This is a genomic window from Streptomyces sp. NBC_00310 (genome assembly GCF_036208085.1).
Lineage (GTDB): Bacteria > Actinomycetota > Actinomycetes > Streptomycetales > Streptomycetaceae > Streptomyces.
This window is the reverse complement of the sequence record NZ_CP130714.1, coordinates 3,942,145-3,967,674: the sequence shown is the minus strand read 5'-3', so window position 1 is coordinate 3,967,674 and position 25,530 is coordinate 3,942,145. Positions and strand designations below refer to the sequence as shown.

General features: G+C 68.7%; 18 protein-coding genes and 1 pseudogene. 17 read left to right on the top strand and 2 right to left on the bottom strand.

Translation table 11 applies throughout. The annotated features are described in order from the left end of the window. The first annotated feature begins 179 nt into the window (after positions 1–179). Positions 180–1,466, top strand: coding sequence for an ATP-dependent Clp protease ATP-binding subunit ClpX (clpX, locus tag OG202_RS17385; protein WP_005479362.1), 1,287 nt, complete (start codon positions 180–182; stop codon positions 1,464–1,466). Positions 1,467–1,631: 165 nt separating this feature from the next. On the opposite strand, the gene OG202_RS17380 is transcribed toward clpX, so the two are convergent. After that, entirely contained in the window at positions 1,632–2,582 is a 951-nt protein-coding gene (locus OG202_RS17380; protein WP_327729709.1) for a hypothetical protein, read from the bottom strand. A 137-nt stretch (positions 2,583–2,719) separates the two neighbouring features. Here OG202_RS17380 and OG202_RS17375 point away from each other — a divergent pair, with 137 nt between their 5' ends. The 15 genes and pseudogenes from OG202_RS17375 to OG202_RS17305 all read left to right on the top strand — a co-directional run. After that, a complete protein-coding gene (locus OG202_RS17375) occupies positions 2,720–5,350 on the top strand; it encodes a valine--tRNA ligase (RefSeq protein WP_327729710.1) in 2,631 nt (876 codons plus the stop codon). 206 nt (positions 5,351–5,556) lie between these two features. Further along, entirely contained in the window at positions 5,557–7,074 is a 1,518-nt protein-coding gene (gene folC, locus OG202_RS17370) for a bifunctional tetrahydrofolate synthase/dihydrofolate synthase (RefSeq protein ID WP_327729711.1), read from the top strand. Positions 7,075–7,084: 10 nt separating this feature from the next. Continuing rightward, complete coding sequence (locus tag OG202_RS17365) at positions 7,085–7,444, top strand: DUF4233 domain-containing protein (protein WP_327729712.1); 360 nt, start codon at positions 7,085–7,087, stop codon at positions 7,442–7,444. A gap of 133 nt (positions 7,445–7,577) precedes the next feature. Then, positions 7,578–7,991, top strand: coding sequence for a nucleoside-diphosphate kinase (ndk, locus tag OG202_RS17360; RefSeq protein WP_319064820.1), 414 nt, complete (start codon positions 7,578–7,580; stop codon positions 7,989–7,991). A 371-nt stretch (positions 7,992–8,362) separates the two neighbouring features. Continuing rightward, positions 8,363–9,382, top strand: coding sequence for a rod shape-determining protein (locus tag OG202_RS17355; RefSeq protein WP_004931372.1), 1,020 nt, complete (start codon positions 8,363–8,365; stop codon positions 9,380–9,382). Between the two features lie 174 nt (positions 9,383–9,556). Then, a complete protein-coding gene (gene mreC, locus OG202_RS17350; protein WP_327729713.1) occupies positions 9,557–10,510 on the top strand; it encodes a rod shape-determining protein MreC in 954 nt (317 codons plus the stop codon). A 29-nt stretch (positions 10,511–10,539) separates the two neighbouring features. Beyond that, on the top strand, positions 10,540–11,211 hold the full coding sequence (gene mreD / locus OG202_RS17345; RefSeq protein ID WP_327729714.1) for a rod shape-determining protein MreD: 672 nt from the start codon (positions 10,540–10,542) through the stop codon (positions 11,209–11,211). Between the two features lie 182 nt (positions 11,212–11,393). Next, positions 11,394–13,718, top strand: coding sequence for a penicillin-binding protein 2 (mrdA, locus tag OG202_RS17340; protein WP_328223073.1), 2,325 nt, complete (start codon positions 11,394–11,396; stop codon positions 13,716–13,718). Then, positions 13,715–14,911: a rod shape-determining protein RodA gene (gene rodA / locus OG202_RS17335; RefSeq protein ID WP_326582812.1), complete on the top strand. Its 1,197-nt coding sequence runs from the start codon at positions 13,715–13,717 to the stop codon at positions 14,909–14,911. Before mrdA ends, rodA begins: the two co-directional genes overlap by 4 nt. Before the next feature lie 67 nt (positions 14,912–14,978). Next, entirely contained in the window at positions 14,979–16,508 is a 1,530-nt protein-coding gene (locus tag OG202_RS17330) for a CYTH and CHAD domain-containing protein (RefSeq protein ID WP_327729716.1), read from the top strand. Between the two features lie 172 nt (positions 16,509–16,680). Next, complete coding sequence (locus OG202_RS17325) at positions 16,681–18,633, top strand: TIGR03960 family B12-binding radical SAM protein (RefSeq protein ID WP_327729717.1); 1,953 nt, start codon at positions 16,681–16,683, stop codon at positions 18,631–18,633. 219 nt (positions 18,634–18,852) lie between these two features. Further along, positions 18,853–19,674: a S1 RNA-binding domain-containing protein gene (locus OG202_RS17320; protein ID WP_327729718.1), complete on the top strand. Its 822-nt coding sequence runs from the start codon at positions 18,853–18,855 to the stop codon at positions 19,672–19,674. A 118-nt stretch (positions 19,675–19,792) separates the two neighbouring features. Next, positions 19,793–20,383 carry an SMI1/KNR4 family protein gene (locus OG202_RS17315; protein WP_327729719.1) on the top strand — a complete coding sequence of 197 codons (591 nt, stop codon included), beginning with the start codon at positions 19,793–19,795 and terminating at the stop codon, positions 20,381–20,383. Positions 20,384–21,500: 1,117 nt separating this feature from the next. Next, the gene (locus OG202_RS17310) at positions 21,501–21,944 is read left to right on the top strand and encodes an RICIN domain-containing protein (RefSeq protein ID WP_327729720.1); all 444 of its coding nucleotides are present in this window, start codon (positions 21,501–21,503) and stop codon (positions 21,942–21,944) included. Between the two features lie 48 nt (positions 21,945–21,992). After that, positions 21,993–22,250: pseudogene (locus tag OG202_RS17305) on the top strand (hypothetical protein); the annotation flags it as partial. A 271-nt stretch (positions 22,251–22,521) separates the two neighbouring features. On the opposite strand, the gene OG202_RS17300 reads toward OG202_RS17305, so the two are convergent. Next, positions 22,522–24,036, bottom strand: a complete 1,515-nt coding sequence (locus OG202_RS17300; protein WP_328223072.1) for a collagen-like protein — start codon at positions 24,034–24,036, stop codon at positions 22,522–22,524. 266 nt (positions 24,037–24,302) lie between these two features. Here OG202_RS17300 and OG202_RS17295 point away from each other — a divergent pair, with 266 nt between their 5' ends. Then, on the top strand, positions 24,303–25,439 hold the full coding sequence (locus OG202_RS17295; protein ID WP_328223071.1) for a glycosyltransferase: 1,137 nt from the start codon (positions 24,303–24,305) through the stop codon (positions 25,437–25,439). The last annotated feature ends 91 nt before the right edge of the window (positions 25,440–25,530 follow it).

Genomic DNA, 25,530 nt, shown 5'->3' with positions numbered 1-25,530 from the left:
CGCCCCTTGGCATGGTTGGCACCGTTTGACCCAGTGCACGACAAGGTGCACGTCAAAGCGAACCGTGCCAAGGGGGGCCCGAACGAGGGGCCCGGCAAGGTACCGTCGACATAAGGCAGCACCAGGAGCCGCTGGATTCAATCGTCCAGGCGTCTCCCATGGCGAAGGGGAAGCACACCGTGGCACGCATCGGTGACGGCGGCGATCTGCTCAAGTGCTCGTTCTGCGGCAAGAGCCAGAAGCAGGTCAAGAAGCTCATCGCAGGGCCCGGTGTGTACATCTGCGACGAGTGCATCGACCTCTGCAACGAGATCATCGAGGAGGAGCTCGCCGAGACGAGCGAGGTCCGCTGGGAGGAACTCCCGAAGCCCCGCGAGATCTACGAGTTCCTCGAGGGCTATGTGGTCGGCCAGGAGGCGGCCAAGAAAGCCCTCTCCGTCGCGGTGTACAACCACTACAAGCGGGTCCAGGCCGGTGAGAACGGCGGCGGTCAAAGCCGCGAGGACGCCATCGAGTTGGCGAAGTCCAACATCCTCCTGCTGGGTCCCACGGGCTCCGGCAAGACCCTCCTCGCCCAGACCCTCGCGCGCATGCTGAACGTCCCGTTCGCGATCGCGGACGCGACGGCGCTCACGGAGGCGGGCTACGTCGGCGAGGACGTCGAGAACATCCTGCTGAAGCTCATCCAGGCGGCCGACTACGACGTCAAGAAGGCCGAGACGGGCATCATCTACATCGACGAGATCGACAAGGTGGCCCGAAAGAGCGAGAACCCCTCGATCACGCGCGACGTGTCGGGTGAGGGCGTCCAGCAGGCCCTGTTGAAGATCCTGGAAGGCACCACGGCGTCGGTCCCGCCCCAGGGCGGCCGCAAGCACCCGCACCAGGAGTTCATCCAGATCGACACGACGAACGTCCTGTTCATCGTGGGCGGCGCCTTCTCGGGCCTGGAGAAGATCATCGAGTCGAGGGCGGGAGCCAAGGGCATCGGCTTCGGCGCCACGATCCGCTCCAAGCGCGAACTCGAATCCAAGGACCAGTTCGAGGCCGTCATGCCGGAGGACCTGGTCAAGTTCGGCATGATCCCGGAGTTCATCGGCCGTCTGCCGGTCATCACCTCGGTCCACAACCTGGACCGCGAGGCGCTGCTGCAGATCCTCATCGAGCCCCGCAACGCACTGGTGAAGCAGTACCAGCGCCTCTTCGAACTCGACGGCGTCGAGCTGGACTTCGAGCGCGAGGCCCTGGAAGCCATCGCCGACCAGGCCATCCTCCGCCAGACCGGCGCGCGCGGCCTGCGCGCCATCATGGAGGAAGTCCTGATGTCGGTCATGTACGAGGTCCCGTCCCGCAAGGACGTGGCCCGAGTCGTCATCAACGCCGACGTGGTCCGCTCCAACGTCAACCCGACCCTGATTCCGCGGGACGCCCGCGGCCGGGGGCCGGGGGAGCAGAAGACGGCGTAACTCCCGCCCTCTCCACGCACAGTGCGTGAAAGGTGCCTGGCGCAGCGATGCGCCAGGCACCTTTTTCGCGCCTGGACGCGGCTACTGCGAAAAGACGGCTCGGCCCCTCACATCGAGGTGCCGAGCCGTCGTGCTTCACCGGCGCAGACCGGGAGTTGGCGCAGGTCAGGCCTTGACGCGGACCGCTTCGCGGAACTTCGCGGTGGTCTCCGCGGCGGCGGACTGGTCGGTCGGCTTCTCGGCCATGATGCTGGCGAGGTCCATCGGCATCACGATGCCCACCGTGCTGTAGTCGCCCCACACGCAGAACGAAATGTTCATCACGCTCGGCCCGTCGCCCGTGCTGCCGTCCGTGGGCTCCATCTTGGCGTCCTGGCACTTGAGGACGGCACCCTCGGCGGAGTCGTACGACTTGGAGTCACCGACCATGGTGACCTTCACGTCGTCATCGCTCTTCCCGGACTCGGACTCCATGTGGTCGAGCATGGCGTCGACGACCTTCTCGGGGTCCTCGATCTCGCCGTAGACGCCGCTGAAGTGAATCTGCTTCTGCGCCAACGGGTTGTTCTCGTTGCCGGAGATGTACTGGGCGCTGACGTCCTTGGGGTCGGTCACTCCCCACTTCTCGGCGTCCTTCACGTCGCTGTCGGACAGGGCGCCGCCGCCGCTCTCGTTCTTCTTGTAGTCGCCGAGCACCGTCGCCGGCGTAGTCAGCTTGTGCGGTCCGTCGTCCGCGATGTCCGCGCCGCCGCCCCCGCCGAGGACGAAGTACGCGCCCACGGCGATCGCCGCCACAACGGCCACCGCGCCGAGGATGATGCCGACCTTCTTGCCGCCGCCCCCGCCGGAGACGGGCGGCTGGGGCACGGTCGGGTAGGGCTGCTGGCCGTACGGGGCCTGCGGCTGGCCGTAGGGCGGGGTCTGGGGCGGGACGCCCTGGGGAGCCTGCTGGGGGTACCCGTAGCCCGGCTGCTGCGGAGGGGCCTGCTGCGGGTAGCCGTAGCCGGGCTGGGGGGCGGCCTGCGGCGGCTGCTGCTGGCCGTAGGGGCCCGGCTGGCCGTACGGTCCGGGCTGCTGGGGCTGCCCGCCGTACGGGCCCGGCTGGTTGTGACTCATGGTCTGGGTTCCCCTCCAGATGCTTATGTGTTCCTGACATCCTGGCGCAAACTCGATGGGTCCCATGCATCGGGGGTCACACCGTTACCGAAGAATCGGGTTTCGGGACCACCCCGTGACACCCCTAAACTGAGCGGGTGACCGAGAACGCTCAGCAGCAGCCTCCAGCGCCCGCCACCGATCTGCCGACCCAGTACGCGCCGGCCGATGTAGAGGGGGCGCTGTACGAGCGCTGGGTAGAGCGCGGTTACTTCGCGGCCGACGCCAAGAGCGACAAGCCCGCGTACACCATCGTCATCCCGCCGCCGAACGTCACCGGCAGCCTGCACCTCGGGCACGCCTTCCAGCACACCCTCATGGACGCCCTCACGCGCCGTAAGCGCATGCAGGGTTACGAGTCCCTGTGGCTCCCCGGCATGGACCACGCCGGCATCGCCACCCAGAACAAGGTCGAGCAGCAGCTCGCCGAAGAGGGCAAGTCCCGCCACGACTTGGGGCGCGAGGAGTTCGTCGAGCGCGTCTGGCAGTGGAAGCAGGAGTACGGCGGCAAGATCCTCGGCCAGATGCGCCGCCTCGGTGACGGCGTCGACTGGGACCGCGAGCGGTTCACCATGGACGAGGGCCTGTCCAAGGCCGTCCAGACCATCTTCAAGCGGCTCTACGACGACGAGCTGATCTACCGTGCCGAGCGCATCATCAACTGGTGTCCGCGGTGTCTGACCGCGATCTCCGACATCGAGGTCGAGCACCAGGAGGACGCGGGCGAGCTGGTCTCCATCCGCTACGGCGAAGGGGACGACTCCGTGGTCGTCGCCACCACCCGTGCCGAGACGATGCTCGGCGACACCGCCGTCGCCGTCCACCCGGACGACGAGCGGTACCGGCACCTCATCGGCAAGCTGATCAAGCTGCCGCTGACCGACCGCAGCATCCCGGTCGTCGCGGACACCCACGTCGACCCGGAGTTCGGTACGGGCGCGGTCAAGGTGACCCCGGCGCACGACCCGAACGACTTCGCGATCGGCCAGCGCCACGACCTGCCGTCCATGACGATCATGGACGAGCACGGTGTCATCACCGTCCACGGCCCGTTCCTCGGCCAGGACCGCTTCGAGGCCCGCGACGCCGTCGTCGGCGCGCTGCGCTCGCAGGGCCGGATCGTCGCCGAGAAGCGCCCGTACACCCACTCCGTCGGCCACTGCTCCCGCTGCAAGACCACGGTCGAGCCGCGTCTGTCGATGCAGTGGTGGGTCAAGGTCGCGCCCCTGGCCAAGGCCGCTGGTGACGCGGTCCGTGACGGCCGGGTCAAGATCCACCCCGAGGACATGTCGAAGCGCTACTTCGACTGGGTCGACAACATGTACGACTGGTGCATCTCGCGCCAGCTGTGGTGGGGCCACCGCATCCCGGTCTGGTACGGCCCGAACGGCGAGACGGTCTGCGTCGGCCCCGACGACCAGCCGCCCGGCACGGAGGCCGAGGGCTGGACCCAGGACACCGACGTCCTCGACACCTGGTTCTCCTCCGGCCTGTGGCCGTTCTCCACGCTCGGCTGGCCCGAACAGACCGAGGACCTGCGGAAGTTCTACTCGACCGACGTCCTGCTCACCGGCCACGACATCATCTTCTTCTGGGTCGCCCGGATGATGATGTTCGGCCTGTACGCGATGGACGGCGAGGTCCCCTTCAAGACCATCGCGCTGACCGGTCTGGTCCGCGACGAGCGCGGCAAGAAGATGTCGAAGTCCTTCGGCAACGTCGTCGACCCGCTCGACTGGATGGACAAGTACGGCTCCGACGCGCTCCGTTTCACCCTCGCGCGCGGCGCCAACCCGGGCACCGACGTCCCGATCGGCGAGGACTGGGTCCAGGCCTCCCGCAACTTCGCCAACAAGATCTGGAACGCGACGCGCTTCGCGCTGATGAACGGCGCGACCGTTCAGGGTCCGCTGCCGGAGGCGTCCAAGCTCTCGGCGACCGACCGCTGGATCCTCGCCCGCCTGGGCGAGACGGTCGAGCAGGTCGACGCGTACTACGAGGACTTCCAGTTCGCCAAGCTCAGCGACGCCCTGTTCCACTTCGCGTGGGACGAGGTCTTCGACTGGTACGTCGAGCTGTCCAAGACGACGTTCCAGGCGGGCGGCGAGGCGGCCCAGGTCAGCCAGCGCGTCCTGGGCGAGGTCCTGGATGTCACACTGCGCCTCCTCCACCCGGTCATCCCGTTCGTCACGGACACCCTGTGGACGACGCTGACCGGCGGCGAGTCCCTCGTCATCGCCGACTGGCCCAAGGACAGTGGCTTCCGCGACGACGCCGCCGAACGCGAGATCGAGCTGGTCCAGCGGGTCGTCACCGAGGTCCGCCGGTTCCGCGCCGACCAGGGCCTCCAGCCCGGCCAGCGTGTCCCGGCCCGCCTCACGCTCGACGGTACGGCGCTGGCCCCGCACGAGGCCGCGATCCGTCAGCTCCTGCGCCTGCAGCCCGAGGGCGAGGGCTTCTCGGCCACCGCGACCCTGCCGGTGGCGGGCGCCGAGGTCGCCCTCGACCTCTCCGGCGTCATCGACGTCGTCGCCGAGCGCAAGCGCCTCGCGAAGGACCTCGCGGCGGCCGAGAAGGAGAAGGCCCAGGCCACGGCCAAGCTCGGCAACGAGGCGTTCCTCGCGAAGGCCCCGGACCAGGTGGTGGACAAGATCCGCGGGCGGCTCGCGAAGGCGGACGAGGACATCGCGCGGATCGCCGCTCAGCTGGAGCGGCTGCCGAAGGCGTAAGCCTTCGGGCGTGGATGTGGGTGAAGGCCCCCGGTGCTTCTTGGGCACCGGGGGCCTTCGGCCGGCCGGGGGAAAAGGGCGAAGCCCTTTCGGGGGCGCGGGGAACTGCGCGACCAGCCACACACCACCCGCGGTCGCCGTGCAACGCGCCCCCGAGCCATGAGGCGCCGCCCGGCTCGGCGGAGTCCTACTCGTAGACTGACCCCGTGAGTGAGTCTCCGTACGACAGCAGTGAGCAGCCCGACGCAGTGGACCCCTTCGACGAGATCGTCGCGGCCGAGACGGACCGTGACCCGGACCTCGCGGTGATCGAGGCCGGCAGCCGCACCCTGCGTGCCCAGGGCGGCGCGCCGGAGAACGACGTACCGTCGCGGCCCGCCGACCCGGCCCTCGACAAGGCGCTGCGCGACGTCGAGACGGAGTTGGCGAGCCGCTGGGGCGAGACCAAGCTGGAGCCCTCGGTCAAGCGGATCGCCGCGCTGATGGACGTGCTGGGCGATCCGCAGCGGTCGTACCCCTCGATCCACATCACCGGCACCAACGGCAAGACCTCCACCGCCCGCATGATCGAGGCCCTCCTCGGCGCCTTCGAACTGCGCACCGGCCGGTACACCTCTCCGCACGTCCAGTCGATCACCGAGCGGATCAGCCTCGACGGCGCCCCCATCTCCGCCGAGCGGTTCATCGAGACGTACGAGGACATCAAGCCGTACATCGAGATGGTGGACGGGGCCCAGGAGTACCGGCTCTCCTTCTTCGAGGTGCTGACCGGCATGGCGTACGCCGCCTTCGCCGACGCGCCCGTGGACGTGGCCGTCGTCGAGGTCGGCATGGGCGGCACCTGGGACGCCACCAACGTCATCGACGGGGACGTCGCCGTCGTCACCCCCATCGACCTCGACCACACCGACCGGTTGGGCGAGACGCCCGCCGAGATCGCCGTCGAGAAGGCCGGGATCGTCAAGCAGGACGCGACCGTGATCCTGGCGCAGCAGCCGGTGGACGCGGCACAGGTGATGCTGAAGAAGGCCGTGGAGGTCGACGCGACGGTGGCCCGCGAGGGCCTGGAGTTCGGCGTCGTCTCCCGGCAGGTCGCCGTCGGCGGACAGATGCTCACCCTGCGCGGCCTCGGCGGCGAGTACCCCGAGGTCTACCTCCCGCTGCACGGCCCGTACCAGGCGCACAACGCGGCCGTCGCCCTCGCCGCGGTCGAGGCGTTCTTCGGCGTCGGCGCGCAGCGCCCGGAACCGCTCGACCTGGACACGGTCCGCAAGGCCTTCGCGGCGGTCTCGTCACCGGGACGGCTCGAGGTCGTACGGCGGTCCCCGACCGTCGTGCTCGACGCCGCCCACAATCCGGCCGGCGCGCGGGCCACGGCCGAGGCGGTCGGTGAGGCGTTCGACTTCAGCCGGCTGATCGGCGTGGTCGGGGCGAGCGGCGACAAGAACGTACGGGGTGTCCTGGAGGCGTTCGAGCCGATCTTCGCCGAGGTCGTGATCACGCAGAACTCCAGCCACCGGGCGATGGACGCCGACGAGTTGGCCGGGATCGCGGTCGAGGTGTTCGGCGAGGAACGGGTGCAGGTCGAGCCACGGTTGCCCGACGCCCTGGAGGCGGCCATCACGCTCGCCGAGGAGGAGGGCGAGTTCGCGGGCGGCGGCGTCCTCGTCACCGGTTCCGTCATCACCGTAGGCGAAGCCCGGCTGTTGCTGGGGAAGGGCTGAGTTCCACGACATGCGTACCCTCTGTGCTTCGACCCTGATCGGCGAGTTCTTCGTCATCGGCTTCGCCGGGCTGGTCGCCATGAAGGACCCGGACCTGGCCATGTCGACGGTCTGGACGGTCAGCGGCATCGCCATGTTCCTGTGCGTCGTGCTGTGCGGTCTGGTCACCCGGCCCGGCGGCGTCCAGTTCGGCTGGGCGCTCCAGATCGGTCTGATCGCCTCCGGCTTCTTCGTCCCGACCATGTTCTTCATGGGCGCGGTCTTCGCCACCCTGTGGTGGGCCTCGGTCCACTACGGGCGGAAGATCGACGAGGCGAAGGCCCGGTTCGCGGCCCAGGCTTCCGCCGAGGCCGGCGCCGGAGCCTCCTGAGACAGCGGGCAGCGAGCCCCTTGCCCACCCGAGGCCGTGCCCCCGCCGGGCCACCCTGACGCTGCGTAACACACGGTCGGACTCGCCCTGTAGCCTCTGAGCTCCGCACCCTTGTGATGAAGGAGTCACCACCGTGAGCCAGCGCACCCTCGTCCTGCTCAAGCCCGACGCCGTCCGGCGTGGCCTGACCGGCGAGATCATCAGCCGTATCGAGCGGAAAGCCGGCTGGCAGATCACCGCGCTGGAGCTGCGGACCCTGGACCAGGACACGCTGGAGCAGCACTACGGCGAGCACAAGGGCAAGCCGTTCTACGAGCCGCTCGTCGAGTTCATGGCCTCCGGACCGGTCGTCGCGCTGATCGTCGAGGGCGAGCGCGTCATCGAGGGAGTGCGGGCGCTGGCCGGCCCGACCGACCCGATCGCCGCGCAGCCCGGTTCCATCCGTGGTGACTACGGTGTGATCGTGCGGGAGAACCTGATTCACGCGTCGGACTCCGAGGAGTCCGCCGAACGCGAGGTGAAGATCTTCTTCCCCGGGCGCGCGTAGTACCGTTCGCGACGGCGGGGGCCGGTGATTCCGCTCGCTCCCGCCGCCTGCATACTTCTGCAACACTCGGCCACCACCCACACGGCCTACACCCCGGCTGACCAGCCAACCCGCCGAAAAACCGGCCGTACAACGGCATATGCGCGGCGATCGGGGGAACGCGCACCCCTGATGGATCGTCTCCACAGGCGAGGCGGCGCATCGCATGCCCACAATGGCGAAGACCCTCGCGCAGTGTTCGTGCGGGCGAGACTACGATGTAAGCCTTCACGTCACAGCACCCACTTCGCCGACCCGAAAAGCCTGAAAAGCTCTCAAAAGCCGTCAGTGCTCCACTTGGGAAGGCCAGACGAATCCTGATGGGGAACTCAATGTCGTTCATCGGCCGTGACATGGCTGTCGACCTCGGGACCGCCAACACGCTGGTGTACGTCAGGGGTCGCGGGATCGTACTGAACGAGCCGTCCGTCGTCGCGATCAACACCAACACCGGTGGAATTCTCGCGGTCGGCGCGGAGGCGAAGAAGATGATCGGGCGGACGCCGGGCAACATCGTTGCCGTACGTCCGCTGAAGGACGGTGTCATCGCCGACTTCGAGATCACCGAGCGGATGCTCCGCTACTTCATCCTGAAGATCCACAAGCGGCGGTATCTCGCCCGTCCTCGGGTCGTCGTCTGCGTGCCGTCCGGCATCACCGGTGTCGAGCGTCGCGCCGTCATCGAGGCATCCTCCCAGGCCGGCGCCCGGCAGGTGCACATCATCGAGGAGCCCATGGCCGCGGCCATCGGCTCCGGCCTGCCGGTCCACGAGGCCACGGGCAACATGGTGGTGGACATCGGCGGCGGCACCACGGAGGTCGCGGTCATCTCCCTCGGCGGCATCGTCACCGCCCAGTCCATCCGCGTCGCGGGCGACGAGTTGGACAACGCGATCATCCAGCACATCAAGAAGGAGTACTCGCTCCTTCTCGGTGAGCGGACGGCCGAACAGATCAAGATCACGATCGGTTCGGCGTACGACCTCGACGCTGACGAGCACACCGAGATCCGCGGCCGGGACCTGGTGTCCGGGCTGCCCAAGACCGTCGTCATCTCCGCCGCGGAAGTGCGGAAGGCGATCGAGGAACCCGTCAACGCCATCGTCGATGCCGTCAAGACGACCCTCGACAAGTGCCCGCCGGAGCTCTCCGGCGACATCATGGACCGTGGCATCGTCCTCACCGGCGGCGGCGCCCTGCTCCGCGGTCTCGACGAGCGGCTGCGCCGTGAGACCGGAATGCCGATCCATATCGCCGAGGACCCGCTGGACAGCGTGGCGCTCGGCTCCGGCAAGTGCGTCGAGGAGTTCGAGGCGTTGCAGCAGGTGCTCGACGCCCAGCCCCGCAGATGACGTAACACGTCGATTCCGCCGTACGGGACGTTCTCCTCTCGTGCGGCGGATCGTTGATATCGAGGCATAAGCTCCCACAAAGCGCCCCTGTCGTTCCCGTCTCGGGATTTCCAGGGGCTACCCGAATTCCCCCATTCCTGTCGAATTCCTATGAGGAAGGCACGGCCGCCGCACGTGAGGGACACACGAGAGAGCCGGCTGCTCCTGGTGCTGCTGGTCGCCGTCGCGTTCGCGCTGATCACGGTGGACATCCGCGGCGGGGAGGACTCACCGGTCGACGGTGTCCGACGTGGCGCGGCCACGGTCTTCGGCCCGATCGAGGACGGCGTGTCGACCGCCGTCGACCCGATCGGCAACGCCATAAGCGCCGTCCGCGACTCCGGCTCCCGCCATGACCGCCTCGCCGCGCTGGAGAAGGAGAACGCCGAACTGAAGGCGTCCCTCGGCAGCGACGACCGCAACCGCAGCAGGGTCGGCCAGCTCGACAAGATGCTGAAGACCGCCGCGAACGGCCAGTACGGCATCAAGGGCGCCGAGGTCATCGCCATAGGAGCGGCCCAGGGCTTCTCCTGGACCGTCACCATCGACATCGGCACCGACGACGGCATCACCCGCGACATGACCGTCCTCAACGGCGACGGTCTCGTCGGCCGCGTCACCACCGTCGGACCGAACACCGCGACCGTGCTCCTCGCCAACGACCCCGACTTCACCGTCGGCACCCGCATGGAGGCCACCGACGAACTCGGCTTCGCCTCCGGCCAGGGCGACCGCCCGCTGCGCGTCGAACTCCTCAACGGCAAGGCCAAGGTGAAGGCGGGCGACCGCCTCGTCACCTTCGGCTCGCAGGCCGACAAGCCGTTCGTACCCGGCGTCCCGGTCGGTGTCGTCTCCCGCGTCGACCCCTCCGGCGGCGACCTCACCCGCACGGTCTACGTCAAGCCGTTCGTGTCCTTCACCCAGCTCGACATCGTCGGCGTCGTCGTCCAGGCACCCCGCAAGGACCCGCGCGACACCGTCCTGCCGGACAAGCCGAAGGCCACCCCCACCCCGACCGTGACGGTGACGGTCACACCGGGCGCGGGCGAACCCGGCGAAGGCACCGACGGACAGCCGCAAGAGCAGTAGGACGTAGGACAGTAGGAGCTGAACCCTTCATGCGCTTCAACCGGATGCTGCTCTCCACCACCCTGGTGATCGTCGCCCTGGTGATCCAGGTGAGTGTCCTCGCCAGACTCCATCTCCCGGGCGCCGTACCGGACCTGGTGCTCCTCACCGTGCTCGGCCTCGCCCTGGTCTATGGCCATGTCGGCGGCGCCCTCATCGGCTTCGGCGCCGGCCTGCTGTCCGACCTCGCGCCACCCGCCGACCACGCGGCCGGACGGTACGCCCTGGTCCTCTGCGTCATCGGCTACCTCGCGGGGCTCGCCAAACCCGAGACCGGCCGGCTCAAGTCGGCGACCGGGCCGATGGCCGTGGTCGTCGTCGCCGCGCTCGGCTCGACGCTCCTCTACGCCGCTGTCGGCGCCCTCGTCGGCGACGACGCGGCCCGCCATGTCGGCCTGCCCAGCCTGCTGTTCACCGCCGTGCTGTACGACCTGCTGCTCGCGCCCTTCGTCGTCCCCGGCGTCATGGCGCTCGCCCGGCGCGCCGACAACGACCCGCTCGCCGAGAGCAACAGCGCCGCCAAGGCGGCCGACGTCTCCTCCGGCTGGCTCTCCTCCGGCACCGGCCTGCGCATCGGCAACCAGCGCGGCGGACTCCGCATCAAGGCCGCGCGATCACGGATGGCCCGGGCGGGACGCATCAAGGGGGTCAAGCGGCTGTGACGGCACGTCAGAGGGCCTGCCGGATGGCTTGCCGGAGGGCCCGACCGGGACAAGGACCAGCCCTTCGGCCGGCGTCTCGTCCGGCTCCTCGGCCGGGCACGGGAACCGATCACGGCCGAGCGGTGTACCCCATGTACCGGCACCACGCGCACCACCCGTCCACGCACTGAGAGGGGGAGACAGTGACCAACATCCCGGAGACCGGGCGGACCCCACGGGTCCAGATCCGGCTCATCATCATCCAGATCCTCGTCTTCTCCCTCCTCGGGACCCTCGGCGGCCGCCTCTGGTACCTCCAGATCCGCGAGGGCGACGCGTACGCCAAGGAGGCCTCCGGCAACCACGTCCAGCAGGTCGTGCAGCCCGCCGTGCGCGGCTCGATCCTGGACGCGCGCGGAGTGCCGATCGCCGACAACGAGACCCGGCTGGTCGTCTCCGCCTCCCGCACGGACCTGCTGAAGATGGACGACGACGGCAAGGCCGTCCTCACCAAGCTCGCCGGCGTCCTGGACATGAAACCCCAGGACGTCATGGCCAAGGTCCGGCTCTGCGACTCCAAGACGCCGCAGCCCTGCTGGAACGGCTCGCCCTACCAGCCGATCCCCATCACCGACGAGGCCACCGCCAAGCAGGCCCTGCAGATCCGCGAGCGCTCCGAGGACTTCCCCGGCATCACCGCCGAGCCCCAGGCCGTCCGCCGTTACGCGAGCCCCGGCGGCTCCAACACCGCCCAGGTCCTCGGCTACCTCTCGCCGGTCACCGACGAGGAGATCACCAAGGCCCAGGACACCGACTCGCCGTATCTGCGCTCCGACCAGGTCGGCCGCTCCGGCCTGGAGCGCCAGTACGACAAGGAGCTGCGCGGCAAGGCCGGCGTCACCCGCTACGAGGTCGACAACCTCGGCCGCGTCATCGGTGAGGCCGAGGCCGACCCCGCCGAGCCCGGCGCCAACCTGGTCACCAGCATCGACGCCCGCGTGCAGCGCATCGCCGAGTACGAACTCAACGAGGCGATGAAGGAAGCCCGCAAGCAGATGGACCGCAACACGGGGACGAACTACAAGGCCGACTCCGGCGCCGTCGTCGTGATGGAGGCCAAGACCGGCCGCGTCGTCGCCATGGCCTCGAACCCGGACTACGACCCGAACGCCTGGGTCGGCGGCATCTCCGCCAAGGACTACGCCCGGCTCACCGGCAAGAAGTCCAACTACCCGCTGCTGAACCGCGCGATCCAGGGCCAGTCGGCCCCCGGCTCGGTCTTCAAGGTGATCCCGACGGCCGCCGCGGTCAACGCGGGCTACTCCTTCAACGGCCCCTACCAATGCTCCAGTTCGTACTCGATCGGCGGCCAGGTCTTCAAGAACTTCGAGTCCCAGAGCCATGGCGGGATCAGCCTCGGCAAGGCACTGGAGGTCTCCTGCGACACCGTCTTCTACCGCCTCTCCCACGAGGAGTGGAAGCGCGACGGCGGCATCAAGCCCAAGAAGGGCGCCAAGGACTGGTTCTACAAGACCGCCCACCAGTTCGGCCTCGGCGCCGAGACCGGCATCGACCTGCCCAACGAGGTCACCGGCCGCATCCCCGACCGCCAGTGGAAGCAGGACTACTGGAAGGCCAACAAGGACGCCTGGTGCAAGTACGGCAAGAAGGGCGGCTCGTACGCCGAGCAGATCGCCTACGAGAACTGCCTCGAAGGCAACCGCCTGCGCGCCGGTGACTCCGTCAACTACTCCATCGGCCAGGGTGACACCCTCGTCACCCCCATCCAGATGGCCACCATCTACGCGGCCATCTCCAACGGCGGCACCCTCTACGACCCCACGGTCGGCAAGGCCATCATCAGCCCCGACGGCAAGAACGTGCAGGAGATCGCACCCAAGTCGCACGGCAAGCTGCCGATGACGAAGAAGACCCGGGACGAGATAGACGAAGCCCTCGCGGGAGTCGCGACCCGGGGTACGGCCGCCTGGCGCTTCCAGGGCTGGCCGCAGGACAAGATCCCGATGCACGCCAAGACCGGTACCGCCGAGGTCTATGGCAAGCAGACGACCTCATGGTTCACCACGTACACCAAGGACTACTCGATCGTCATGACGATCTCCCAGGGTGGTACGGGCTCCGGCGCCTCGGCGCCCGCCGTGCGCAAGCTCTACAACGCGCTCTACGGCGTCTCCGAGGACGGCGAGATCGACAAGAAGAAGGCGCTGCTGTCCACCCCGCAGAAGGGCCTGCCGAAGATCGAGTCCGACGGCTCGATCGACGCTCCGAAGCTGGACTCCTACCCGCCGAAGAAGACGGACAAGGAGACCGCGGAGGACGGCACCCAGGCGATCGCCGCGGGGCCGGGCGCCCAGCCGGTGTCCTTCGACGTCCCGGCGGCGATCGTCAGTACGCGCGGCGGCAGCGGCAACCGGGCCGCACGCCGACGAAGCCACCGCGGCCGGCGGTGCACAAGCGGCGGCGGAGACCAGCGCGGGAGCGGCAAGGGGCGGAGGGCCACCGTATGACCGGCAACAGCTTCTCCGTCTCCGGGTACGGGCCCGAACGCACCGGCTGGACCCGGCTGTTCGCCCGTGACTCGCTCACCCGGCGGCTCGACTGGCCGATACTGTTCTCGGCCATCGCGCTCTCCCTGATCGGCGCGGCCCTCGTCTTCTCGGCGACCCGCAACCGCACCGAGCTCAACCAGGGCGACCCGTACTACTTCCTCTTCCGGCATCTGCTCAACACCGGCATCGGGTTCGCCCTGATGATCGGCACGGTCTGGCTCGGCCACCGCACCCTGCGCACGGCCGTACCGATCCTGTACGGCATCTCGGTCCTGCTGATCCTGCTGGTGCTTACTCCGCTGGGCGCGACGATCAACGGCGCCCACGCGTGGATCGTCATCGGCGGTGGCTTCTCGCTCCAGCCCTCGGAGTTCGTGAAGATCACGATCATCCTGGGCATGGCGATGCTGCTGGCGGCCCGGGTGGACGCGGGCGACAAAGCCCACCCCGACCACCGCACGGTCGTCCAGGCCCTCGGTCTCGCCGCCGTCCCGATACTGATCGTCCTGCTCATGCCCGACCTCGGCTCGGTCATGGTCATGGTGGTCATCGTGCTGGGTGTCCTGCTCACCTCCGGCGCATCGAACCGGTGGATCCTCGGCCTGATCGGCGCGGGCGCGACGGGCGCGATCGCCGTCTGGCAGCTGGGGGTGCTCGACGAGTACCAGATCAACCGCTTCGCCGCCTTCGCCAACCCCGAGCTCGACCCGGCCGGCGTCGGTTACAACACCAACCAGGCCCGTATCGCCATCGGCTCCGGCGGACTGCTCGGCACCGGGCTGTTCAAGGGCTCGCAGACCACCGGCCAGTTCGTGCCCGAGCAGCAGACCGACTTCGTCTTCACGGTGGCGGGGGAGGAGCTGGGCTTCGTGGGCGCCGGACTGATCATCCTGCTGCTCGGTGTCGTCCTGTGGCGGGCCTGCCGGATCGCCCGCGAGACCACCGAGCTGTACGGCACGATCGTCGCCGGCGGCATCATCGCCTGGTTCGCCTTCCAGTCCTTCGAGAACATCGGAATGACCCTCGGCATCATGCCGGTGGCGGGACTGCCCCTGCCGTTCGTGTCGTACGGAGGCTCGTCGATGTTCGCGGTGTGGGTGGCGGTGGGGTTGCTGCAGTCCATCCGGGTGCAGCGTCCCATGTCGGCGTAGGGGGGCCGCGCCCCTTCAGGGGCGCGATGGTCTGCCCCTTTGCTCCAAGTGGGACTAGATTCCTTGTATGGCGGACACCAAGCGCGAGATCGAGCGGAAGTACGAGTCCGACGAGAGCGGCCTGCCGGACCTCATCGGTGTGGCCGGGGTCGCGACCGTCATAGACAAGGGTGTGGCGGAGCTGGACGCCGTCTACTACGACACCCTCGACGAGCGCCTCGCCGCCGCGTCCATCACCCTGCGTCGCCGCACGGGAGGCAGTGACGCGGGCTGGCATCTGAAGTTCCCGGTCTCCTCGGGCGTACGGGACGAGATCCGGGCCCCGCTGTCCGACACGCTGCCCGCGGAGCTCGCGGGGCTGGTGCGTTCCCGGGTCCGGGAGACCGAGCTGGTCCCGCTGGTCCGTCTCCTCTCCACCCGTGACGTCCGCGAGCTGCTCGACGCGGACGGCACTCTCCTCGCCGAGGTCAGCGTGGACGCCGTGGTCGCCGAGCGGCTCACCGAGGAGGGCCGGACCGCCCAGTGGTCCGAGATCGAGGTGGAGCTCGCCGACGACGGCGACCCGGGGTTCCTCGACAAGGTCGACAAGAAGCTGCGCAAAGCGGGCGTCAGGCCGTCGGAGTCCCCGTCGAAGATGGCCAGGGCCCTGCAGGAGACGGCGCCCAGGAAGAGCAAGAAGAAGGACAGGAAGCGCCGTGGGGCCGAGGCGCCCGGCGAGCCCGTCACGCCCGGCGACCATGTCCTCGTCTACGTCCGAGCCCAGCGGGACGCGATCGTCGAGATGGATCCCGCCGTCCGCCGGGACGTCTTCGACTCCGTCCACAGCATGCGGGTCGCCACACGTCGGCTGCGCAGCACCTTCAAGTCGTTCGGGAAGGTGCTGGACCGGGCCGTCACGGACCCGATCGGCGAGGAGCTGAAGTGGCTGGCGGGAGAGCTGGGCGTCGACCGTGACCAGGAGGTGCTGTCGGAACGTCTCACCGAGGCGCTGGACGACCTCCCCGAAAGCCTGGTGATGGGCCCGGTCCGTGCGCGGCTGCGCACCTGGACGGAGAAGGACGGCGGTACCGGGCCCCGGGCCGAGCTGATCGAGGCGCTGGACGGGCAGCGGTATCTGGAGCTGCTGGACTCCCTCGACGCCGTGATCATGGACCCGCCGCTGCTCGAGGCCGCCGGGGGCGACCCCGAGAAGGTGATCACCAAGGTGGTCAGGAAGGACTTCGGCAAGGTGGCGGCCCTGGTCGAGGAGGCCCTGGCGCAGCCGCCCGGCGTCGACCGTGACCTCGCCATGCACGAGGCCCGCAAGAAGACCAAGCGCACCCGGTACGCGGCCGAGGCGGCGGGCCCCCTCCTCGGTAAACCGGCCAAGGCGCTCGTCAAGGACATGAAGTCCCTGCAGAGCCTCCTCGGCGACCACCAGGACAGCGTGATGGCCCGCGAGGCCCTGCGCGACCTCGCCCACCAGGCCCACGCGGCGCCGGGGGAGAGCGCCTTCACGTACGGGCTGCTGTACGGCAGGGAGGAGCGGCGGGCGGAGCTGGCGGAGGGGGCACTGCCGGAGGTGTGGTCGAAGATCAGCGGCGACATGCCCCTCTGACCCCTCTGACCCCTCTGACGGCAGGGCGGGCGGAGCGGGCGGCCCTGAGACGGCCGGGCGGCCGTCGGGCTGTCGGTGAAGCGGGCTGTCGGTAAAAGGGCGTACGAGGGGTGTCTCCGGGGGCGTTACGCTAGATGGTCACCCCTGTCAGCTCACGAAGGTAACCCCCGCGATGTCTGTCGAGTCGGTCTTCCCACAGCTCGAGGCCCTGCTGCCGCATGTGCAGAAGCCGATCCAGTACGTGGGCGGTGAGCTCAACTCCACCGTCAAGCCCTGGGAGTCGTGTGACGTCCACTGGGCGCTCATGTACCCGGACGCGTACGAGGTCGGTCTGCCCAACCAGGGCGTCATGATCCTCTACGAGGTGCTCAACGAGCGCGAGGGCGTCCTCGCCGAGCGCACCTACAGCGTGTGGCCGGACCTGGAGGAGCTGATGCGCGAGCACGGCGTCCCGCAGTTCACGGTCGACAGCCACCGCCCGGTGAAGGCGTTCGACGTGTTCGGTCTGTCCTTCTCCACGGAGCTGGGCTACACGAACATGCTGACCGCCCTGGACCTGGCCGGGATCCCCCTGGAGTCCAAGGACCGGACGGTCGACGACCCGATCGTGCTGGCGGGCGGCCACGCGGCCTTCAACCCCGAGCCGATCGCCGACTTCATCGACGCGGCGATCATCGGCGACGGCGAGCAGGCCGTGCTCGACATGACCGAGATCATCCGCGCGTGGAAGGCGGAGGGCCGGCCCGGTGGCCGCGAGGAGGTCCTGTTCCGCCTCGCGAGGACCGGCTCCGTCTACATCCCGGCGTTCTACGACGTCGAGTACCTCGCGGACGGCCGCATCGGCCGCGTCGTCCCGAACAGGTCGGGTGTCCCGTGGCGCGTGTCCAAGCACACGGTCATGGATCTGGACGAGTGGCCGTACCCCAAGCAGCCCCTGGTCCCGCTCGCCGAGACGGTGCACGAGCGGATGTCGGTGGAGATCTTCCGCGGCTGTACCCGCGGCTGCCGCTTCTGCCAGGCCGGCATGATCACCCGCCCGGTCCGCGAGCGCTCCATCACGGGCATCGGCGAGATGGTCGAGAAGGGGCTGAAGGCGACGGGCTTCGAGGAGGTGGGCCTCCTCTCGCTCTCCTCCGCCGACCACAGCGAGATCGGCGACATCGCCAAGGGCCTGGCGGACAGGTACGAGGAGGACAAGGTCGGCCTGTCCCTCCCCTCGACCCGCGTGGACGCCTTCAACGTCGACCTCGCGAACGAGCTGACGAGGAACGGCCGGCGCTCGGGCCTCACCTTCGCGCCCGAGGGCGGCTCCGAGCGCATGCGCAAGGTCATCAACAAGATGGTCTCGGAGGAGGACCTGATCCGGACCGTCTCCACCGCGTACGGCAACGGCTGGCGCCAGGTGAAGCTGTACTTCATGTGCGGCCTGCCGACCGAGACCGACGAGGACGTCCTCCAGATCGCCGACATGGCGACCCGCGTCATCCAGAAGGGCCGCGAGGTCTCCGGCTCGAACGACATCCGCTGCACGGTGTCGATCGGCGGGTTCGTCCCCAAGCCGCACACGCCGTTCCAGTGGGCCCCGCAGCTCTCCGCCGAGGAGACGGACGCGCGTCTGGAGAAGCTCCGCGACAAGATCCGCGGCGACAAGAAGTACGGCCGCTCCATCGGCTTCCGCTACCACGACGGCAAGCCCGGCATCGTCGAAGGCCTGCTGTCGCGCGGCGACCGCCGCATCGGTGCCGTCATCCGCGCGGTCTACGAGGACGGCGGCCGCTTCGACGGCTGGCGCGAGCACTTCTCCTACGACCGCTGGATGGCCTGCGCCGACAAGACCCTCCCCGCCGTCGGTGTCGACGTCGACTGGTACACCACTCGCGAGCGCACCTACGAGGAGGTCCTTCCCTGGGACCACCTGGACTCCGGCCTCGACAAGGACTGGCTCTGGGAGGACTGGCAGGACTCCCTCGACGAGACCGAGGTCGAGGACTGCCGCTGGACCCCGTGCTTCGACTGCGGTGTGTGCCCCCAGTTCGACACATGGCCACAACTGAGCGAGAGCGGCAAGAAGCTGCTGCCGCTGACGGTCAAGAAGGATGCGGCGACCAGCGGACACGGTCACTAAGGTGAGTGAGGCGCTGCGGCGGATCGCTGAGGCTGTGGCGGATGCCACGGAGGATGAGGTAGCCGCAGCGCTCGGCTCTCTCGGGGTTGTGAAGGCGCGGCGGGTTGTGCCGAACCTTCCGAGGACGCCTCTGCCGGGGCTTGGAGGCCGTCCGGGTATCCAGTCCGAGGTGGAGTGGGTCTGACGGGTCCGGCGGCTTCTCGTGAGACCGTGGGCGGCATGGGGGAGGCGACGACCGATCAGGCTGTCATGAGGTTTCTGGCAGGGCTCCGGGTCGGTGATCTGTGCTCGGGGACGGTCGTGGCGGCCGCTCGGTCCGAGGTGTCGGTGATGCTGGACGGCTTCTCGGCGCGCCCGCTCGGCGTGGTGGTGGAGACGCTGGACTTCTCGTGGCGTCGACGCCAGGCCGAAGGCGCGATGGACGGGCAACGAATCACCGCTGAGGTGATTGCCGTGGATCTGGACCGGGGTCGGGTTCGGCTTTCGACGGCGGCGACTGAGCACGCGGAGCTGTGGATGTTTCTCCGGCGGCTTCGGCGTGGTGCGATTTTGACCGGCGTGGTGGCGGCGATCGAGCGGTTCGGCGTGTTCGTGGCTCTGGACGAGGGCCCTGACCATCCGGTTTTTCCCGGCGTCGGCTTCATCACGTATCCAGAGCTGTCCTGGCGGCGCTTCGAGGCGGCGTCCGAGGTCGTCGAGGTCGGGCAACGCGTGTCGTGCGAGTTCTTGCAGTTCGACACGTGGAACGGGGAGGCGCGGCTGTCCCTGCGAGCGCTGCAACCAGATCCTTTCGCGGTGTTCGCCGAGGGCATCGCTGTCGGCCGGACACTGCGTGGGCGGGTGACGAAGCTGGTCCCGTTCGGCGTCTTCGTTGAGGTCGCGGACGGGGTCGAGGGTCTGGTCCCGCTGTCCGAGCTTGGTGTGGAGCCCGTGAGCGCTCCGGAAGGCATCGTGCAGATCGGCGACGAGCTCTCGGTCATCGTCACGGACATCGATCGAGCGCGACGCAGGCTGACCCTGTCGACACATGGCCACAACTGAGCGAGAGCGGGTAGAAACTGTTGCCGCTGTCGGTGAAGAAGACGGCTGCTACCAGCTGACCAGTTGCCCGCCGGACGGCCAGGGCGGAGTGTCGGTGCCTGGTGGTAACTGTTGGCGCATGGATGACGCGATCTCGGGTGTGATGGGCCTGCTGCGTGAAGCCTTTCCGGCGGAGTGTCGCCGTCGTCCTCTGGGCTGGGAAGCGCTCGGGGCCTGGGAGAGCAGGCACGGCGTGGTGTTGCCGGAGCCGTATCGCACCTTTGTGGCCGAGATCGCGAACGGGACGAACGAAGGTCCGCCCGAGGGGGGTGGTTTGTTGCCCCTGGGAGAGAAGCCGATCAGCTGGGTGTCCTGGGAGGCGGACTGCTGGATGAGTCCGGAGCCGTTCGACGGCACCGCCGAACGCTTGCCCGGCCGGCCCTTCCCCCTGGAGGAGGAGTGGCAGTGGGAGTACGACTACTACGATCACGCGCTCCACTCGTCCCTGTTGCACCGGACGTACCAGGACGGTTCAGTGCTGCTGGGGGCCGACGGAGTAGGTGAGTATTGGACGTTGGAGGTGGCCGGGCCGCAGCGTGGGCGCGTGTGGCGGCTCTGTGACGGCTGCGCCACGCCTTACACCGGTTCTCTCGCTGGGCAGTCGGAACACGGCTTCGCGCACTGGGTGAAGGACTGGCACGCTGGAAGCGGTTGGTGGAGCTCCGAGTAGAACGCTCAACTGCTGACCTGTTCTTAAAAACTTGAGTCTCCTCTGCGGCTGCTGCGCTCGGAGTTGTATCCGGGGTGTGCCCCCAGATGGACACCCACATCCAGATCGGCCCCACGGGCAAGAAGCTGCTGCCGTTGTCGGTGAAGCAGCCGGCTCCGACCAGCTGAGACGGTCTCCGGGGTGAGTGGTGAGGCGTTGCGACGCATCACGGATGCGTTGGCGGACGTGACGGAGGAGGAGGCTGCCGCTGTGCTGCGCGGGCTGGGTGCTCGCGGGGTGTGGCAGCGGTCCTCGCGGGAAGCGCCTAGGACGCCGCTGCCGCCTCCTGTGGGCTCTGCGCGGGTTCGGTCCGAGGTGGAGTGGGTCTGAGACGGTGCCGGTGACTGGAGCCCTGCGGAGGCGCCCGTGACGGGCGGTGATGACGTCGAGGGTGATGGTGCGGCTGCGGGGCGTCGTCCCGCGCGGGATGTACCTGCGGACCGCCGGTCGGTGCGCCGTGCGATGAGGGTAGATGTGCGGGGAGCTCACATCGGCTTGATGGTGACCGCCCTTGCGGTGGTTGTCGTCGCCACCCTTGGAAGCCTCGGACGGGCAGGGATAGTCGCGGGCTGTTTCGGTGCCTGGTACTCCATGGCGCTGTTGGTTGTGCATCTGCGCGCTTGGCGTGGTTGGAACGCCGTGCGGCGCGCGTACGTGGCTACGTTCGGCTGGGGGGACCACATCACGCCGTGAGAGCAGCAGTCGCGCCGTGGCTTGGCCCACCGACTCCGTCGCCGGACCATCACGAAAGATCGATGTGCCGACGCACGGTAGCTGTCACCAGCAGCAGCCGTCATCCTGCGCTTTCGCGCTGGTGAGGCGGCGCAGTCGTCACCAGATCGGCACGCTACTTGTCACCCGCATGGGATCGGCAGGGCAACTGTCACCGGATACGCCAAGATGGCGCCGGAGGCCCCTTCGATGAGCTAGTCGAACACCGGGATGAATCCGCTGTACTCCTGATGGGTGACACAGAGCTTTTCCGACCTCCATTGGGCGTCGGCAGGGAAGGGATGCGTCGGCCCAGAAGATCGGCGGGGCCCCTCGCGGGCACCGCACGTCAGAAGTGGAGTCGGCCTTGGCACCCGTACCGAACGGCGCCTACATGATCACCCGTCCCGGTGAGCAACTGCTCACGATGGAGGGTGGGTCGTCGGAGCCCAAGACGCCCGTTGTGCTGCTGCCGCCCACCGGCAACCCCGGTGAGCAGGAATGGCAGCTGGAAGAACTCAGCAACGGCAACTGCACGATCCGCAATCTCCGCAGCGGGACGTACCTGTCCTTCGACGGTGACCCGGAGCAGAACAAGCCGGTCGTTGGATTCCCCGAGCCCCGCGAGTGGGCGCTCTACCAGAGCGCGCAGCCGCACACCTTCCACGTCGTCGTTCCTGGAGGCCCCGTCAGCGGCACGGAGTTGGCCCTGGATCTCAGCCTGCTGCGGATCTTCCCGCCTCGCATCGCCCTGAGGCCCCTCGACGTCAGCAACCAGCGTCAGGCGTGGACCTTCCAGTTCATGGAGTAGAGGAGTGAACCGGGTGCCCGGGTCGGTGGCCGACCCGGGCACCGCCCGAAAGGCACCGTCCCCGCTGGCGGAGGCAAGGTCACCTTCGAGATCGACTAGGACGATCCGAAGAACCCCACCGGCAACCGGTTCACCGGCGAGCGCTTCGAGAAGGCCCTGAACGTCACGCTCAACTCGGTGGTGTTCCGCTCCTCCGGCCAGGACCTGACCACCGCCGGCACCCACATCGAGATGACCTCCCGCCTGACCGAACCCGTCCTCCTGGGCTTCGCCGTCCTCGCTATCCGCAACCGCGTCAAGCGATGACCCCGCCGCCATCTGAGGTAGTTCATCACGGAATGCGCAAGCGTCGGTTTCTACGCTGCTTCCTCAATCCCGTAGAGCCGTATACGCCCGGCAAGAAGCTGCTGCCGTTGTCGGTGAAGCAGTCGGTGGGCAGTGGGCAGCACGGCCACTGACCGTCCACGGTCATGAGCGTGGAACGGTCGTGGCCGTGAGGGGCACAAACCGTGAGGCGCATGGTCGGAGGGGTGTCCGGAGGCCGGTCGGCCGGTATCCGGACACCCCTTCTCGCGTGCTACCGCCGGTTGGTCACGCGGGGTGTGACGGCTGCGCCGCCGTTGGTGATGTTGTCCGAGGGCTGGAGATCGACCCTGAGCCAGGGCCGCGGGTTGCCCTGGGCGTCGTCGCAGTTCAGGGTGGCGCGAGGCTCCGTGTCGACCGCCACGCAGGTGGTCTCCCAGATCTGGCCCACGGTGGTGACGACGTTGAACTTGACGAGGCCCTTGTCGGCACTCGCGTGCTCGCCCTTGTACTGACCCTTGCCCTCACCGTGGCCCGTGCCCGTGCCCGTGCCCGCGTTCGTGGCGTGGTCCGTGCCGGTGCTCGTGGCGTGGGCCTGGCCCGTGGCCGAGCCCTGCTCCTGGCCGGTGTCCTTGGAGTAGCCCTCGCCTGAATCCTGGGCGTAGTCCTTGGCGGTGTCCTGGCTCTGGTTCTGGCTCTGGCCTTGGCCTTGGCTCTGGGCCGTGTTCTGGTTCTGGTTCTGGCTCTGGCCGGTGCTCTGGCTCGTGCCTTGGCTGTGGCTCTGGCCGGCGTCCTGGGTCGGGCTCTGGCTCGTGCCCTGGCTCTGGCTCTGGTTCTGGCCCGTGTTCTGGCCGTGCTCCTTGCCCGTTTCCTTGTGCGTGTAGCCATGGCTGTTGGCGGGGGTGTTGACGGAGACGCCGCAGGCGAAGCCAACGGGCCGGTCCTGTGAATCACGGCCACCAGCGGGGAAGTTGGGGTGGGTGGTGAGGTCGGTCCACAGGAACGGGTGGGCGACCGCGCCCCGCAGGTCGCGGATGCCCGCGAAGACCCGTCCGTCGGTCAGTACGACCCGGAACTCGAGCTTCTTCGAATCCTGCACCGCGTCGATGTCGGAGCAGGGGCCGGCGGGGCCCGTGGCGCCGGTCGAACCAGTGGCTCCGGTGGCCCCCGTGTCTCCGTCCGCTCCTGCGGGTCCGGTAGGTCCGACTGGACCGTCCGCTCCGGTGGGCCCGGCCGGGCCTGTGGGGCCGACCTCGCCGGTGTCGCCCTGAGGTCCGATGTCGCCCTGGGGACCGGTGTCACCCCGGGGGCCGGTGTCACCCGTCGCGCCCGTGGCGCCGGTCTCTCCCGGCGGGCCGGTCGGACCGCTCGGACCTTCCTCGCAGTGGCCGCCGTTGTCACCGAGGGTCGCGGTGCGGTTGTGGTCCTCCTCGTCGTACCAGTAGGACGACGATCCGTCGTACTGGCCCTGCTCCTGCCCGGCCTGCTGCTCGCTCTGCTGCTGTCCGGCCTGCTGCTGTGCGGCCTGCTCGCCCTGCTGCTGTCCGGCCTGCTCGTTGTGGGCCTGCCCGTCGTGCTGCTGCTGGTCGTGCTCCGCGGAGGGAGGGCAGCCGTCGCCCCCGGCCCTCGTCGTGGTGGCGTGCTCGGACACGCTTCGCGTTGCCGCGGCGGCGGGGCCGGCCAGTCCGGCTGTCACTACCAGCGCGAGTGAGGCAAACGTGCTGACCTTGGCGATCCTGTGTCGGGCCAGCGGGCCTATCAGCGAGATCGTCCTGCGCTCAGGACTCATCTATATGCTCCTTGTTTCAACCGGTTTGGGGTTTTTCCCCGCACTCGATCGTGAGCCTCACCCCTGTTCGCCGAGCCGACCAGCGCGCTGGCCCGGACGGGGAGGTAGATCATCAAGTCGGCCTAACCGGGGGTCACGGGTGGGCTAATTCAGCGCCGTCGGCGGCCATTTGTGAGATATGAGGGGGTATGTCACGCGGCCGCTCGGGCAGCGTTCCAACCCCCGGGACCGGTGAGGCCGTGAAGCCGCAGACCATCTGTCTCTGCATGATCGTCAAGAACGAGGCGCGGGTCATCGAGCGCTGTCTCGCCTCCGTCCGGCCTCTGATCGACACCTGGGTCATCTCCGACACCGGCTCGACGGACGGGACGCAGGACCTGGTCCGCAAGGCGCTGGACGGCATCCCGGGCGAGCTGCACGAGGAGACCTGGGTCGACTTCGGGCACAACCGGACGCGGAACATCCAACACGCCCGGGGAAAGGCCGACTTCCTGCTCACCGTCGACGCCGACCACGTACTGCGCCAGGACGCGCCGCTGCCCCGGCTGACGGCCACCTCGTACATGCTGCGCTATGACGCCCCGGGCACCCAGCACCGCTTCAAGCACCTGATGCGGGGGGACCGGCTCTGGCGCTACGAAGGCGTCACCCACGAGTACCCGTGCACCGACGGATCCGACGTCCAGGAGAACCTGGACGCGATCGTCATCGAGGACCACGCCGACGGCGGCTGCCGCGGCGACAAGTTCGAGCGCGACGCACGTCTGCTCAGGCGGGAACTCGAACGCGACCCCACCAACCCCCGCACCGTCTTCTACCTGGCCAACACCGAACGCGACCTGGGCCACGCGCGCGAGGCGATCGCCCTGTACGAGCGACGTGCGGCGATGGGCGGCTGGGGTGAGGAGGTCTACTGCTCGCTCCTCGAAGCGGGGATCCTCAGAGCGGAGAAGGAGGAGGACTGGCCGGGAGCCATGGACACCTTCTCCCGGGCCTGGGAGTCGCGTCCCACCAGGCTCGAAGCCTGCTACGAGTTGGCCTCCCGTCTCCGTCTCCGACGCCGCTTTCACACCGCGCACGCCCTCCTCGTGGACGTCGTCGACCGGCCCGCGCCGGACGACCTGCTCTTCACCAGGCCCTGGGTCTATCGGTGGGGCCTGCTGTTCGAGTTCTCCATCACCGCGCACTGGGTGGGTGACCACGCCGCGGCCCTGGGGGCGTGCGACAGGCTGCTGGCCATGCGGGACCTGCCCGAGCGTGTCCGCCGCCAGGTCGAGATCAACCGGGAGTTCTCCGCCCCGCACGCCGCAGGACCGAACCTGTCCGCCGTGGTGCGCCGCCCCAAGTCCGCCCGGACCGGCAAGCCGGCCAGGTCCGCGCGGACTTCGGGACGCAAGCGGTAGGGGCCGGAGGCCGGGACACAAGGACGAACGGGGCGGGAATCCACGGGAATTCAACGGGGCGGGAATGTGCAGACGTGTGGCTGGATCCGGA

What these genes read in the sequence shown, in the direction of transcription:
- OG202_RS17380 (WP_327729709.1), bottom strand. Translation starts at nt 2,582, where the DNA reads ATGAGTCACAACCAGCCGGGCCCGTACGGCGGGCAGCCCCAGCAGCCC.
- OG202_RS17365 (WP_327729712.1), top strand. Translation starts at nt 7,085, where the DNA reads ATGCGTACCCTCTGTGCTTCGACCCTGATCGGCGAGTTCTTCGTCATC.
- OG202_RS17355 (WP_004931372.1), top strand. Translation starts at nt 8,363, where the DNA reads ATGTCGTTCATCGGCCGTGACATGGCTGTCGACCTCGGGACCGCCAAC.
- mreD (WP_327729714.1), top strand. Translation starts at nt 10,540, where the DNA reads ATGCGCTTCAACCGGATGCTGCTCTCCACCACCCTGGTGATCGTCGCC.
- rodA (WP_326582812.1), top strand. Translation starts at nt 13,715, where the DNA reads ATGACCGGCAACAGCTTCTCCGTCTCCGGGTACGGGCCCGAACGCACC.
- OG202_RS17330 (WP_327729716.1), top strand. Translation starts at nt 14,979, where the DNA reads ATGGCGGACACCAAGCGCGAGATCGAGCGGAAGTACGAGTCCGACGAG.
- OG202_RS17325 (WP_327729717.1), top strand. Translation starts at nt 16,681, where the DNA reads ATGTCTGTCGAGTCGGTCTTCCCACAGCTCGAGGCCCTGCTGCCGCAT.
- OG202_RS17320 (WP_327729718.1), top strand. Translation starts at nt 18,853, where the DNA reads ATGGGGGAGGCGACGACCGATCAGGCTGTCATGAGGTTTCTGGCAGGG.
- OG202_RS17315 (WP_327729719.1), top strand. Translation starts at nt 19,793, where the DNA reads ATGGATGACGCGATCTCGGGTGTGATGGGCCTGCTGCGTGAAGCCTTT.
- OG202_RS17300 (WP_328223072.1), bottom strand. Translation starts at nt 24,036, where the DNA reads ATGAGTCCTGAGCGCAGGACGATCTCGCTGATAGGCCCGCTGGCCCGA.
- OG202_RS17295 (WP_328223071.1), top strand. Translation starts at nt 24,303, where the DNA reads ATGATCGTCAAGAACGAGGCGCGGGTCATCGAGCGCTGTCTCGCCTCC.